Below are 13976 nucleotides of genomic sequence, written 5' to 3'. Positions count from 1 at the left end.
TGAGGAGGTAGTTCATTGGAATTCTTAGTACTCACTAAGGTAGGAGGCTTTCTGGGACCATTTGCAACTGTTCTGGGTGTGATCATGGATCTGCTTTTCCAGATGACCTCTGCAGTTGGAATCCAGAATATTGGTTTATGTATCATTTTATTTACTCTCGTAACAAAGCTTTTAATGTTCCCGCTGACGTTAAAACAGCAGAAATCATCCAAGCTGATGAGCGTTATGCAGCCGGAACTTACCGCCGTTCAGGCAAAGTATAAAGGAAAAACTGATCAGGAATCCATGAGAAGACAGAACGTGGAGATGCAGGCAGTTTATGAAAAATACGGAACATCCATGACTGGAGGCTGTGTCCAGCTGGTGATCCAGATGCCCATTCTGTTTGCTCTTTATCAGGTTATTTATCATATACCTGCATACGTACAGAGTGTGAAGGCTGTATTTGTTAATGTAGTGACCGCAATTACTTCTCTTGGAGGAGATCACGTTTCACAGCTGACACAGTTTGCAGCTGATCATAAGATTACCTTATCAAGAATCGGGGATTTAAATACCAGTAATGGAATGGTAGATTTTTTATACCAGCTTAATCCGGATCAGTGGAATGCCTTAAAGACCCTTTATCCAAGCATCCAGGATACCATTACTTCCAATGCCGCTCAGATTGAGCATATGAATTCTTTCCTTGGAATTAATCTGGCATCGACACCGGCAAGTGTTATTTTTCCAACCGGAGGCGGGTTCCATTTAAGTCTTGCTCTCCTGATTCCTGTTCTCGCAGGTGCGAGCCAGTGGTTCAGTACAAAGCTTATGACTGTGAATCAGCCTAAAACTGGAGCTGATGAGAATAATGCCATGGCTCAGTCCATGAAGAGCATGAATACAGTGATGCCTTTAATGTCTGTATTCTTCTGTTTCACATTTGCATCTGGTATCGGTATTTACTGGATCGCATCCAGTGTGTTCCAGATTATTCAGCAGGTTTTAATTAACCGTCATTTAAACCGTATTGATATGGATGAGATGATTAAGAAGAATCTGGATAAGGCGAATAAAAAACGTGCAAAAAAAGGTCTTCCACCTCAGCGTGTTTCTCAGAATGCTACAGCAAGCCTTAAGAATCTTCAGGCTGCCAATGAGAAGGCAGAAGAAGAACTGAGTGCTAAAATAGAAAAAGCGAAGGAGCAGGTAAAGGCTTCCACTGATTACTATCAAAGCACAAGTTCTGATCCTAACAGCATTTCTGCCAAGGCACGTATGGTTTCGAAGTACAATGAAAAGCACAGCAAATAGGAGGGGTGACCTATGGATATGATTACAGTTTCAGCAAAGACCGTTGATGAAGCGATTACAAAAGCATTAATCCAACTGGAGACAACCAGTGATAAACTGGAGTATGAGATTGTTGATAAAGGAAGTAATGGTATTCTGGGATTTATCGGTTCAAAGCCTGCTGTCATCCGCGCAAGGAAGAAAGAAACCTTGGAGGACATGGCAATGACCTTTCTTTCCGATGTATTTGGTGCAATGAATATAAGTGTTTCCATGGAAGCAGCATTTGATGAGGGTGAACGTGAACTTTCCATCAATATGTCAGGCGATGACATGGGAATTCTGATTGGAAAAAGAGGACAGACTCTGGATTCTCTGCAGTATCTGGTAAGTCTTGTTGTAAATAAGGAAAGCGAAGAATATATTCGTGTGAAACTGGATACGGAAAACTACAGAGAGCGGAGAAAAGAGACTCTGGAAACGCTGGCTAAGAACATTGCTTACAAAGTAAAGCGTACCAGAAGACCGGTTTCTCTGGAGCCTATGAATCCGTATGAGAGAAGAATTATTCATTCCGCACTTCAGAATGACAAGTTTGTTGTTACCAGAAGTGACGGAGAAGAACCATTCAGACATGTGGTAATATCCTTGAAAAAGGAACATATAAAAAAAGAACGGTATCAGGATAGAGATAAATAGTCAAACAACAATGAGGGGTTGGGGCTGTCGGAAGGCACCCTCAACCCTTTTCTCACGCCGGTATAATGACTGGCGTTAAACAGGTGACAGAATATGAAAATGAATACAATAGCGGCTATTGCCACAGCGATGTCCAGTTCCGGAATCGGAATTGTAAGGATCAGCGGCGAGGAGTCATTTCAGATTATAGACAGGATTTTTAAGGGGAAAGGAAAACGGGTTAAAAAGCTTTCTGATGAAAAATCCCACACAATTCATTACGGATTTATCTATGATGGAGAAGAACTGATTGATGAGGTTCTGGTATTAATTATGAGGGGGCCAGGCAGTTATACCGGAGAGGATACGGTTGAGATTGACTGCCATGGTGGCGTTCTGGTTACAAAAAAGATACTGGAGACAGTATTAAAGTATGGAGCAAGGCCGGCTGAGCCGGGGGAATTTACAAAACGGGCATTTTTAAGTGGAAGGATCGATTTAACTCAGGCAGAAGCTGTCATTGATGTAATTAATGCGAAAAACCGGTATGCTTTAAAATCGTCTGTCAGTCAGCTGGAGGGAGCCGTTTCCAAGCGTGTCCGCGCATTGAGAGATACTATTATTTATCATATTGCATTTATTGAATCGGCACTTGATGATCCGGAGCATATATCTCTGGATGGTTATCAGGAAACTCTTCTTCATGCAATTGCACCTTTAAAAGAAGAGTTAAAACGTCTGATCCGTTCTTCTGAGAATGGGAGAGTACTTTCCGAAGGGATCGAGACGGTCATATTGGGTAAACCCAATGCAGGTAAATCATCGCTGCTTAATGTTCTTGTAGGCGAGGAGCGTGCTATTGTTACAGATATCGCTGGTACGACCCGTGATACATTAAAGGAACAGATTATGCTTGAGGATCTGAGTCTGAATATGATAGACACTGCCGGTATCCGTGATACAGAGGATGTAGTGGAAAAAATAGGAGTTGAAAAGGCCAGACAGGCGGCAGAAGGCGCTGATCTGATCATCTATGTCGTGGATGGTTCCTGTCCGCTTGATGAGAATGATGATGAGATATTATCTTTTATCGACGATAGAAAAGCTGTTATTGTTTTAAATAAGTCAGATTTGTCCATGGTGGTGACACCGGATCTGTTAAATAAAAGAACCAGTCATAAGGTTATTACAATTTCTGCGAGAAACCGCTCAGGGATAGAAGATCTGGAGCATGAGATTAAGACGATGTTTTATGAAGGTGAAATTGATTTTAATGACCAGGTTTATATCACAAATGTCAGACAGAAAAATGCACTGGAGGAAGCTTTAAAAAGTCTTAGTATGGTAGAGCAAAGCATAAATGACGGAATGGCTGAGGACTTCTATTCCATTGACTTAATGGATGCGTACGAACAGCTTGGAATCATTCTGGGAGAGTCAGTAGAGGATGATCTGGTCAATGAAATATTCAGCAAATTCTGTATGGGTAAGTAACGATCAGAAAAGAGGAGATAAAAATGCAGTATTTAGAGGAGTCTTATGATGTAGTAGTGGTCGGCGCTGGTCACGCCGGCTGTGAGGCTGCCCTGGCATGTGCCAGGCTGGGCCTTGAGACGATTATGTTTACGGTAAGTGTGGACAGCATTGCCCTGATGCCCTGTAATCCCAATATCGGAGGAAGTTCAAAAGGCCACCTGGTAAGAGAACTGGATGCTTTAGGCGGAGAGATGGGAAAAAACATTGACAAGACCTTTATTCAGTCAAAAATGCTTAACCAGTCCAAGGGACCAGCTGTTCATTCTTTAAGGGCACAGGCTGATAAACAGGACTATTCCAGATCCATGAGAAGGGTTCTGGAGAACACTGATCATCTGACCATCAGACAGGCAGAGGTATCGGAAATTATAACTGAGAATGGTATACTGACAGGGGTTAAGACTTATTCCGGAGCCATTTACCGCTGCAAGGCTGCTGTACTTGCCACTGGTACCTATTTAAGAGCCAGATGCATTTACGGTGATGTAAGCAATTATACAGGTCCCAATGGACTCCAGGCAGCCAATCACTTAACAGAATCCTTAAAGGCCAATGGAATTGAAATGAGACGCTTTAAAACGGGTACTCCTGCTAGAGTGGACAAGAGAAGTATTGATTTTACCAAAATGGAAGAACAGCTGGGCGATGAGAGAGTAGTGCCATTCTCCTTTTCTACAGACCCTGAATCCATCCAGAAGGAGCAGATATCCTGCTGGCTTACTTATACGAACAACAGCACACATGAAATTATCAGGAATAATCTGGATCGTTCTCCTCTGTATTCTGGTGCAATTGAGGGCACAGGGCCAAGATACTGTCCATCTATTGAGGATAAGGTAGTAAAGTTTCCGGATAAAGACCGTCATCAGGTATTTGTTGAGCCGGAAGGACTTTATACCAATGAGATGTATTTGGGAGGAATGTCCAGTTCTCTTCCTGAGGATGTTCAGTATGCCATGTATAGAACGGTTCCGGGACTGGAGAACGTTAAGATTGTGAGAAATGCTTACGCGATCGAATATGACTGTATCAATTCCAGGCAGCTGAATGCGACTTTGGAATTTAAAGCTGTAAGCGGTTTATTCAGCGGTGGTCAGTTTAATGGAAGTTCCGGATATGAAGAGGCAGCGGTTCAGGGATTTATGGCTGGGGTTAATGCTGCTATGAAGATTTTGGGAAGAGAACCGGTTGTATTAGATCGTTCCCAGGCATATATAGGAGTCCTGATTGATGATCTGGTAACGAAGGAAAACTTAGAGCCATATCGGATGATGACCTCCAGAGCTGAGTACAGGCTTTTACTCCGTCAGGATAATGCAGATCTTCGTTTGATGGAAATCGGACATAAAATTGGTCTGGTCAGTGAGGAACGGTATGAGAAGCTGCTAAAGAAAGAGCAGGCTATTGATTCAGAAATCAGACGTCTGGAATCAACAAATATCGGAGCATCCGGGGTAGTTCAGGAGTTTTTAGAGAAGCACGGGAGCACCCCGCTAAAAACAGGAACAACATTGGCAGAGCTGGTGCGCAGACCAGAACTTGATTATATTATGTTAACTGATATTGATAGTAAACGAGTTCCTCTTCCTGAAGATGTGATGGAGCAGGTAGATATCAATATTAAATATGAAGGATATATACGCAGACAGAAGCAGCAGGTGGCACAATATAAAAAGCTGGAAAACAGAAAGCTGCAGGCGGAATTTGATTATGGGGAAGTAAAAGGATTGAGAAGAGAAGCCATTCAGAAGCTGAATTTATATAAACCCATGTCTATTGGTCAGGCTTCCAGAATATCAGGCGTTTCTCCTGCAGATATCTCTGTACTTCTGGTTTACTTAGAACAAATGAAGTATCATAAAAACATGGATCAGAAGGAGTGAGGAAGATAACATGGCAGAAGCTTTTTATGAGAAGTTTCAAAGCGAATTGAACTTATTATCTATTAATTTGGAAAAAAATAAATTAGATCAATTTTATAAGTATTATGAACTATTAGTTGAATGGAACAAAGTAATGAATCTCACTGCAATTACCGAGATGGATGAAGTAATATCAAAACATTTTGTTGACAGCTTATCTCTTATTAAAGTAGTCAATGATCTCGATACAAAAGCTTATCATATAATTGATGTGGGGACGGGTGCCGGCTTTCCTGGAATACCTTTGAAAATAGCATTTCCCCAACTTAATATTACTTTAATGGATTCTCTAAATAAACGGATAAATTTTCTAAATGAAGTCATAGAAAAATTAGGTTTAGATAATATTTTCGCCATACATGGAAGAGCAGAAGATTTGGGCAGGGATGTGAAACACAGAGAGCAATATGATCTTTGTGTTTCCAGGGCAGTTGCAAATTTAAGCACTCTATCGGAATATTGTATGCCATTCGTAAATGTAGGTGGCTGTTTTATTCCATACAAGTCTGGTAAGATAGATGAGGAATTAACAGAAGCAAAGCATGCAGTTTTTTTACTTAGTGGAAAAATTGAAAAAACAGAACGATTTTTACTGCCCGGTACAGAAGCAGAGAGATCGTTGATACAAGTCATAAAAACAAACGCAATTTCTAAGAAATATCCAAGGAAGGCTGGATTACCCTCGAAAGAACCGCTAAAATAAAATGTTTCACGTGAAACATCCAGGAGATAAATAATAATCTCTGAAGGAATGTTTCACGTGAAACATTTTTTTATAGAAAATACATTTGTATTAATTGATACAAACTGGTTGGATTCTCCAATTGTGGAAGATACTTGCTTTTTGATACCAAGGAACTTTCGATGGCAGGATTATATCTTTGATATTCCATAATTATATCATTGATATGATCCATTTCCTGACCACCTGTAATGTAAATACTATTGTTTATTTTCTTTAATGCATTCGTCACATTACATTTTGTATAATTACACTTGACACTGGCATAAAGTGACTTTGGCGAATCTCCTAAATGAGCTGATTCGTAATATGCATCGATAATTGAATTTTTTATAGAATAAGGATTGAAGTAATAATTTCTGGTAAACTCTTCTGTTATGGATTGCCTGCTCACTGATATATGATATAGGAGAGTTCCCAAAATCGGAAGGTCCAGAATAAACTTATATATTTTGGAATGATTATTGGGAATCTGGCTGCACATCATAAGGCTTTCCGGATTAATCAGCATAATCTGATCGAATAGTTCTGGAGAATTATTACATGCCATAAGTGCCAGAGCAGAGGAGCCGCCTGTAGCAATTACATTTGTCCTATGCCCAATCTCAGATTTAATAAAATCAGATATCATCTGTACATACAGATAGTTTGTATATGTGAGATCTGGTTTTTCTGAACGGCCACAACCCAGTAGATCAATGGTATAGACAGTATACTGTTCTTTTAATAAGGAAATCATGCTGCTCCATTCATAGCCGTTGGAGCAAGCGGTTAAATCATGTATTAAAAGAAGCGGTTTTCCTGTGCCGGACTTTGTATAATGAATATTACCGAATCTCCATTTGTAACATAAAGATTTTGCATCTGCTAGTATATTTTTAGAGGATGCAGAGAGTTTGACAAATTTATTAATAACTGCAGTAGTTGCAGCCGTACTTGCCGAAAGAATGAGCAGAGTTAGTAATTTACTCGTGGTTTTCATTATTTACCTCCTGATAGCGGATAATCTCTTCCTATTATAATATAATCAATATGGACTTACAACGGCTAACATATTAATTTATTCTTAAACTTGGAAAAATGTTTCACGTGAAACATTTTTTGTATTTTCTGTATTTTTTTACTTGAAACCATAGGAAAAAAAAATAAAGTATGTTATACTCTAGTTTGAACTGCAATTTCCGGACGTTGTTACAGGAGAAAATTAAAAATGGGAAGAATCATTGCGATAGCAAACCAGAAAGGCGGAGTCGGTAAAACGACTACTGCAATTAACCTATCAGCTTGTCTTGCGGAGTCAGGACAGCGGGTATTAGCTGTGGATTTTGATCCACAGGGAAACGAAACCAGCGGACTGGGTATGGATAAGTCAGTCATTGAGCGTACCGTATATGATCTGCTGGTAGGAGAGTGTGAGATAGAAGAATGTTTAATTACTAACGTTCAGGAAAATCTTGATCTATTGCCATCGAATGTGGATCTGGCAGGAGCTGAAATAGAACTGTTGGAAATCGAAAATAAGGAGATACTCCTTAAGTCATATCTTGAAAAAGTCAAGAAAAACTATGATTTTATTATTATAGATTGTCCTCCGTCATTGAGTCTATTGACAATTAATGCCTTAACTGCAGCAAATACTGTACTAGTACCCATTCAATGTGAATATTATGCATTGGAAGGACTTAGTCAGGTATTAAAAACAGTGAATTTAGTAAAAAAGAAACTGAATCCTTCTTTGGAAATGGAAGGTGTGGTATTTACCATGTATGATGCGAGAACAAATCTTTCGTTGGAAGTTGTTGAAAGTGTAAAGAACAATTTAAATCAGAACATTTATAAAACAATCATACCCAGAAATGTCAGACTGGCAGAGGCTCCCAGCCATGGAATGCCGATCAATTTATATGATTCCAGATCAGCGGGAGCGGAAAGCTACCGGTTATTGGCGGCAGAAGTTATCAGCAGAGGAGAAGAGATCTAGATATGGCAAAGAGAACAGGTTTAGGAAAAGGGCTTGGTGCGATTTTTGGAGATGAAGTAATGGAATCTGCAGCAGAGGAACAGGAATTAAGAAATCATAAAGAGGCAGACCATACCGCTGCATCTTCTGATAAAGAAAAAGCAGATTCAGAAACAGGAAAGGAAATGTTTATAAAAATTTCTATGGTTGAGCCCAATCACAATCAACCGAGAAAAGAATTTCGCGAAGAAGCGCTGATTGAATTAGCTGAATCCATGAAGGAATATGGCGTTCTACAACCTCTTCTGGTTCAAAAGAAGGGCGATTTTTATGAAATTATCGCAGGAGAACGGAGATGGCGGGCGGCGAAGCTGGCTGGATTGAAAGAAGTACCGGTAGTAATCCGGGAATATACAAAACAGCAGACTATGGAAATTGCTTTGATAGAAAACGTTCAAAGAGAAGATTTAAACCCGATAGAAGAAGCCAGAGCTTATTCTATTTTGATGCAGGAGTTTGGATTAAAGCAGGAAGAAATCGCAGCCAGGGTAGCAAAGAACCGGGTTACCATAACTAATAGTATGCGATTATTAAAGCTGGATGAACGTATTCAGGATATGCTGATTCAGGATCAGATCAGCAGCGGACACGCCAGAGCATTGTTAGCAGTAGAGGATCAGGACTTACAGTATCAGCTTGCAGGGAAGATTGTAGCTGAGAATTTAAGCGTCCGGGAAGTAGAAAAACTTGTAAAATCCTTATCAAAAAAGAAAGAACCAAAGGAAAACAGAGAAGAAGATGAAAGCATTTCGTTAATTTTCAGGGAACTGGAAGATCGAATGAAAACTGCCATGGGTACGAAGGTCAGCATCAACCGTAAAGATAAAAATAAAGGAAGAGTTGAAATCGAGTACTATTCTGAGGCAGAATTGGAAAGAATAGTAGAGTTATTAGAATCCATAAGATAACATCATGGAAGTGAGGACGAAAGAATGGATAACAGTATATTGAATCAGCTGCCGGTTGATCCTGCTTTTTTGATCATAGGATTATCCGTGCTTACATTAATATTACTGATCGTTGTAATTATATGTATTATTCAGATTAGAAAACTATATCGCAGATATGATTTTTTTATGAGGGGCAAGGACGCAGAAACGCTTGAGGGCATTATTATGGAACAAATGGAGGATATTGCCCAATTAAAATCAGAGGATCGTGCCAATAAAGACTCCCTGCGAAATACAAACAAAAATTACAGAAGTGCATTTCAGAAGTTTGGTCTTGTAAAATATAACGCGTTTAAAGGAATGGGCGGTAATTTAAGCTTTACTATGGCATTGCTTGATTATACTAACAGCGGTTTTGTGCTGAATTCTGTTCACAGCAGAGAAGGGTGTTATGTCTACATTAAAGAAGTAGAAAGAGGAGAAACAGAGGTACTTTTGGGAAGTGAAGAAAAAGAGGCGCTGGAACGGGCGTTGGGATATCATTCTTAAAAACACGGTTTTTACCGTGTTTTTTAATATAATTTTTTTAAAGTAACGAAGTAAATAAATCTTATAATTGGATGAGCGATATGCCTGTTTGAGGGAAAGATTTATATCATTTGACCAAATGATGAAAAACCCTAAAATTGAGATCAGCGGTATGAGTCATGGAACCTGGATTCGTCTTCAGTGCGAGGTGGTTCTGGATACAAGAAGAGAAGCAAGAGCAGCAATGATTGAAGAATATGGACCAGCTTTGAGCAGAATGTATTGGTTGACGATAACTTAATGGAAGTCTTTTATTTACAAAATGCCAAAGCTGTGATCCAGTCACTAACCAGTGAAAAAAGAGAAATTTTATTCTGATTAACGGATTTCAGTCATCTCCAGGTGATGTTCTTCTGTAAGAGCCGCACCGATTGCAGTTCCGTATTCCGCCTGTTCAGGAATAATAAAGTGCACATCAAACATGGTCTCCAGGGATTGGAAGATCTCCCTGCATTGAGGAAATTTGGAAAGATTTCCTGTCATAACAAAATCATTAATATTGCTGTTTAATGATGATAGAATGGCCGACTTTCCAATTACCTGGAGTACCATATGAATAATTCCGATGGCAATATCCTCATCCGATACAAAACCTCTCACTTTTCCAAAGTTTGATGCCGTTGCAGTTAATGGCAGTCCGGGAAGAGGGGTTCTTGAAATATCCTGAATCTGTAAATCAATATTGCTTAAATTACCTCTGCTTGCCAGGTCCATAATATGGGAGATATCCTGAGTTTTTAACAGCAGGCTGGAAAGACCGAGGATGGTTCCACCACCTATACCGATCCCCCCGGTATGAGCGATGGAATCACCATTCACCTGCACCAGGGAAGTACCGGTTCCCATACTTACCACAATTAAATCTTTTAATCCGGTAAAATACTGACCGCCTAATCCGTTACAGGTGAACTCATTCACCTTATAGGTGGGAATTCCATAAAGAGGCTGCTCCACATAAGCACTTCCTACCCCTGTTATCATAATTTTTTCTATCTCATTCAACTGAATGTTATTATCATAGATAAATTTGCCCAGAGCTCCAAATAAGGAAGCAATAGGATTATCCGCTTTTACAAATGTGGGTATTTTTAATTTATGATCCTGAAAACCTACAATCTTCGTTGTACTTCCGCCAAGATCAATTCCAATGGTTATTTTCATATATGTCCCCTTAAATCTCGTTATCTGATCTAGCCTGCCGGACCTTTTAGAAGCAGGTATTAAGGCTAACTATACCATAATTATAGGTAAATGCCAAGTTCTTAAATGTGTTCATAAAAGCCGGATATAGGCTGGGGCTTTTATAAATCTGTTTGGATTAAAAACAATGAAAATTCAGGATGTAAGGGTTTATTGATTATTTTATATCACTATAATCCCATAAATCCCCTTATTTTATAAGAATTAGTATATTCAGAGCGATTCTTATATAAGTAAAAAAATATTTATAAATTATATATAAAAAAAGTATCGAACGATGTATATTTTTGTGAGTTATCACATTGACAAAAAAATAACGATAGAATATAATAAAACCATAAAGATCGTTAAAAAAATATCGATCAAGAAACCAATGGGATTGATACTTATAAAATGGAGGAAAATCAAGATGGCAAAAAAAGAAGAACTGGTTAAGGTTCCCCAGATAATTGATAGTGTAGATACCCTGATCGCAAAAATGGAGGCTATGAGAGAAGCTCAGAGAGTATTCGCAACCTTCACTCAGGAACAGGTTGATAAAATCTTTTATGAGGCAGCCAGTGCTGCAAATAAATTAAGAATCCCTCTTGCAAAGATGGCTGTTGAAGAAACAGGGATGGGCGTTGCAGAGGATAAAGTAATTAAAAACAATTATGCAGCTGAATATATCTATAATTCTTATAAAGATACGAAAACCTGCGGTGTGATTGAAGAAGATAAGGCATTTGGAATTAAGAAAATTGCAGAGCCAATCGGTCTGGTAGCCGCTGTTATTCCTACCACAAACCCAACTTCAACTGCCATCTTCAAAACACTGATCAGCTTAAAGACAAGAAATGCAATTATCATTTCCCCGCACCCAAGGGCGAAGAACTGTACAATTGCAGCTGCAAAGGTAGTTCTTGATGCTGCTGTTAAGGCTGGTGCACCAGAAGGAATTATCGGCTGGATTGATGTACCTTCCCTGGAATTGACCAACGAGGTTATGAGAAGTGCAGATATCATTCTGGCAACAGGCGGTCCTGGAATGGTAAAGGCTGCTTATTCTTCCGGAAAGCCGGCTCTGGGCGTTGGTGCAGGTAATACACCGGTTATTATTGATGATACAGCAGATATTAAGATGGCAGTTAACTCCATCATTCATTCTAAGACATTTGATAATGGTATGATTTGTGCTTCTGAGCAGTCTGTTACTGTTCTTGAAAAGGTTTATGACGCGGTTAAGAAAGAATTTGCAGCAAGAGGATGCTACTTCTTAAAGGGCGATGAAATTGAAAAAGTACGTAAAACCATTATTATCAATGGTGCTTTAAATGCCAAGATTGTTGGTCAGAAGGCTCATACCATAGCAAAGCTTGCAGGTGTTGAAGTTCCGGAATCAACAAAGATTTTAATCGGTGAAGTAGAAAGCGTACATCTTGAGGAAGAATTTGCACATGAGAAACTGTCTCCGGTTCTGGCAATGTATAAAGCGAAGACCTTTGATGAGGCCATTGAAAAGGCAGAACAGCTGGTTGCAGACGGCGGTTATGGACATACTGCTTCTCTCTATGTGAATGTAAATGAAACGGAAAAGATGGCAAAACATGCAGCTGCAATGAAGACCTGCCGTATTCTGGTTAATACTCCATCTTCTCATGGCGGTATCGGCGATATCTACAACTTTAAGTTACAGCCGTCTCTGACTCTGGGCTGCGGTTCATGGGGAGGAAACTCTGTTTCTGAAAATGTTGGTGTGAAGCATTTGCTGAATATTAAAACCGTTGCTGAGAGGAGAGAGAACATGCTGTGGTTCAGAAATCCGGAGAAAGTTTATTTTAAAAAGGGATGTATGCCGGTTGCGCTTAGTGAGTTAAAGGATATTTATAACAAAAAGAGAGCATTTGTAGTAACAGACTCTTTCCTTTATATGAATGGTTATACCAAGGCAATTACCGATAAGCTGAATGAGATGGGCATAGTTTATACGGTATTCTCAGATGTTCAGCCTGACCCGACTCTTGCAAATGCAGAGGCTGGTGCGGCAGCTATGAAGGCATTCCAGCCGGATACAATCATCGCACTGGGAGGCGGTTCAGCCATGGACGCTGCGAAAATCATGTGGGTAATGTACGAGCACCCGGAAGTGGACTTCCAGGATATGGCAATGCGTTTTATGGATATCCGTAAGAGGGTTTATACATTCCCGAAGATGGGCGAGAAAGCATATTTTGTAGCAATCCCAACCTCTTCCGGTACTGGTTCTGAGGTAACTTCTTTCGCTGTTATCACAGATCAGAATACAGGAGTAAAATATCCGCTTGCAGATTATCAGTTAATGCCCAATATGTCCATTGTTGATGCGGACAATATGATGAGCCAGCCAAAGGGTCTGACCAGTGCTTCTGGTATTGATGTTCTGACTCATGCACTGGAGGCATACGCTTCTGTGATGGCTTCTGACTATACCGATGGTCTTGCACTGAAGGCTATGAAAAATGTATTTGAATACCTTCCAACTGCTTATAACGATGGAACCAATGTAGAGGCAAGATGTAAGATGGCAGATGCTTCCTGTATGGCTGGTATGGCATTTAACAATGCATTCTTAGGAGTATGCCACTCCATGGCTCATAAATTAGGAGCTTACCACCACATTCCTCACGGTGTGGCAAATGCACTGTTAATCACTATGGTTATGGAATTCAATGCTTCAGAAGTTCCGGCTAAGATGGGTACCTTCCCGCAGTATCAGTATCCCCATACTCTTGCAAGATATGCAGAATGCGCACGCTTCTGTGGAGTCGACGGCAGAGATGATGCGGAAGTATTGAAGAAATTTATTGCCAAGGTTGAAGAATTAAAGAAGGCAGTAGGCATTAAGGCAACGATTAAAGATTACGGTGTTGATGAGAAGTACTTCTTAGACACACTGGATGAGATGGTTGAGAATGCATTTGATGATCAGTGTACCGGTGCAAACCCAAGATATCCGCTGTTCAGCGAAATTAAGGAAATGTATTTAAAGGCTTACTACGGTAAATAAATATAAACTGACATAAGAATAGTAACACTATCTTTTGACAGGATAATGAAAAAGAGAGCAGATTTGGATTGAGTTCAAATCTGTTCTTTTTTTCGTTGTC

Annotated in this window: 12 protein-coding genes; 10 read left to right on the top strand and 2 right to left on the bottom strand. The window is 39.8% G+C overall.

Annotation, left to right across the window (positions count from 1 at the left end; all coding sequences use genetic code 11):
- Positions 1-15 precede the first annotated feature (15 nt).
- The 5 genes from V7D18_RS25445 to rsmG all read left to right on the top strand — a co-directional run bounded on the left by V7D18_RS25445 (position 16) and on the right by rsmG (position 6114).
- The gene (locus V7D18_RS25445; protein WP_426158635.1) at positions 16-1296 is read left to right on the top strand and encodes a YidC/Oxa1 family membrane protein insertase; all 1281 of its coding nucleotides are present in this window, start codon (positions 16-18) and stop codon (positions 1294-1296) included.
- A 12-nt stretch (positions 1297-1308) separates the two neighbouring features.
- A complete protein-coding gene (jag, locus tag V7D18_RS25440) occupies positions 1309-1974 on the top strand; it encodes an RNA-binding cell elongation regulator Jag/EloR (RefSeq protein ID WP_426158633.1) in 666 nt (221 codons plus the stop codon).
- A 93-nt stretch (positions 1975-2067) separates the two neighbouring features.
- Positions 2068-3447 carry a tRNA uridine-5-carboxymethylaminomethyl(34) synthesis GTPase MnmE gene (mnmE, locus tag V7D18_RS25435; RefSeq protein WP_426158631.1) on the top strand — a complete coding sequence of 460 codons (1380 nt, stop codon included), beginning with the start codon at positions 2068-2070 and terminating at the stop codon, positions 3445-3447.
- A 23-nt stretch (positions 3448-3470) separates the two neighbouring features.
- Positions 3471-5372 (top strand): tRNA uridine-5-carboxymethylaminomethyl(34) synthesis enzyme MnmG, encoded by a 1902-nt coding sequence (gene mnmG / locus V7D18_RS25430; RefSeq protein WP_426158629.1) that lies wholly within the window; start codon positions 3471-3473, stop codon positions 5370-5372.
- Positions 5373-5382: 10 nt separating this feature from the next.
- On the top strand, positions 5383-6114 hold the full coding sequence (gene rsmG, locus V7D18_RS25425) for a 16S rRNA (guanine(527)-N(7))-methyltransferase RsmG (RefSeq protein ID WP_426158627.1): 732 nt from the start codon (positions 5383-5385) through the stop codon (positions 6112-6114).
- A 70-nt stretch (positions 6115-6184) separates the two neighbouring features.
- Here rsmG and V7D18_RS25420 read toward each other — a convergent pair whose 3' ends face one another.
- Complete coding sequence (locus tag V7D18_RS25420; protein WP_426158625.1) at positions 6185-7135, bottom strand: alpha/beta fold hydrolase; 951 nt, start codon at positions 7133-7135, stop codon at positions 6185-6187.
- 228 nt (positions 7136-7363) lie between these two features.
- Between V7D18_RS25420 and V7D18_RS25415 the strand changes: the two genes are divergently transcribed.
- The 4 genes from V7D18_RS25415 to V7D18_RS25400 all read left to right on the top strand — a co-directional run bounded on the left by V7D18_RS25415 (position 7364) and on the right by V7D18_RS25400 (position 9892).
- Positions 7364-8134 carry a ParA family protein gene (locus V7D18_RS25415; RefSeq protein WP_117419186.1) on the top strand — a complete coding sequence of 257 codons (771 nt, stop codon included), beginning with the start codon at positions 7364-7366 and terminating at the stop codon, positions 8132-8134.
- A gap of 2 nt (positions 8135-8136) precedes the next feature.
- Positions 8137-9081, top strand: a complete 945-nt coding sequence (locus tag V7D18_RS25410) for a ParB/RepB/Spo0J family partition protein (RefSeq protein WP_426158623.1) — start codon at positions 8137-8139, stop codon at positions 9079-9081.
- A gap of 24 nt (positions 9082-9105) precedes the next feature.
- Complete coding sequence (locus tag V7D18_RS25405; protein WP_117419188.1) at positions 9106-9612, top strand: DUF4446 family protein; 507 nt, start codon at positions 9106-9108, stop codon at positions 9610-9612.
- Positions 9613-9700: 88 nt separating this feature from the next.
- Positions 9701-9892 carry a hypothetical protein gene (locus tag V7D18_RS25400; protein WP_426158621.1) on the top strand — a complete coding sequence of 64 codons (192 nt, stop codon included), beginning with the start codon at positions 9701-9703 and terminating at the stop codon, positions 9890-9892.
- A gap of 77 nt (positions 9893-9969) precedes the next feature.
- On the opposite strand, the gene coaW is transcribed toward V7D18_RS25400, so the two are convergent.
- Positions 9970-10812, bottom strand: a complete 843-nt coding sequence (gene coaW, locus V7D18_RS25395) for a type II pantothenate kinase (RefSeq protein ID WP_426158619.1) — start codon at positions 10810-10812, stop codon at positions 9970-9972.
- Positions 10813-11260: 448 nt separating this feature from the next.
- On the opposite strand from coaW, the gene adhE reads away from it, so the two are divergent.
- Positions 11261-13876, top strand: a complete 2616-nt coding sequence (gene adhE / locus V7D18_RS25390; protein WP_426158617.1) for a bifunctional acetaldehyde-CoA/alcohol dehydrogenase — start codon at positions 11261-11263, stop codon at positions 13874-13876.
- The last annotated feature ends 100 nt before the right edge of the window (positions 13877-13976 follow it).

This window comes from Lacrimispora sp. 38-1, from assembly GCF_049890855.1.
Lineage (GTDB): Bacteria > Bacillota > Clostridia > Lachnospirales > Lachnospiraceae > Lacrimispora.
The sequence above is the reverse complement of the archived record's forward strand: the minus strand, read 5'-3'. Positions and strand labels throughout refer to the sequence as shown.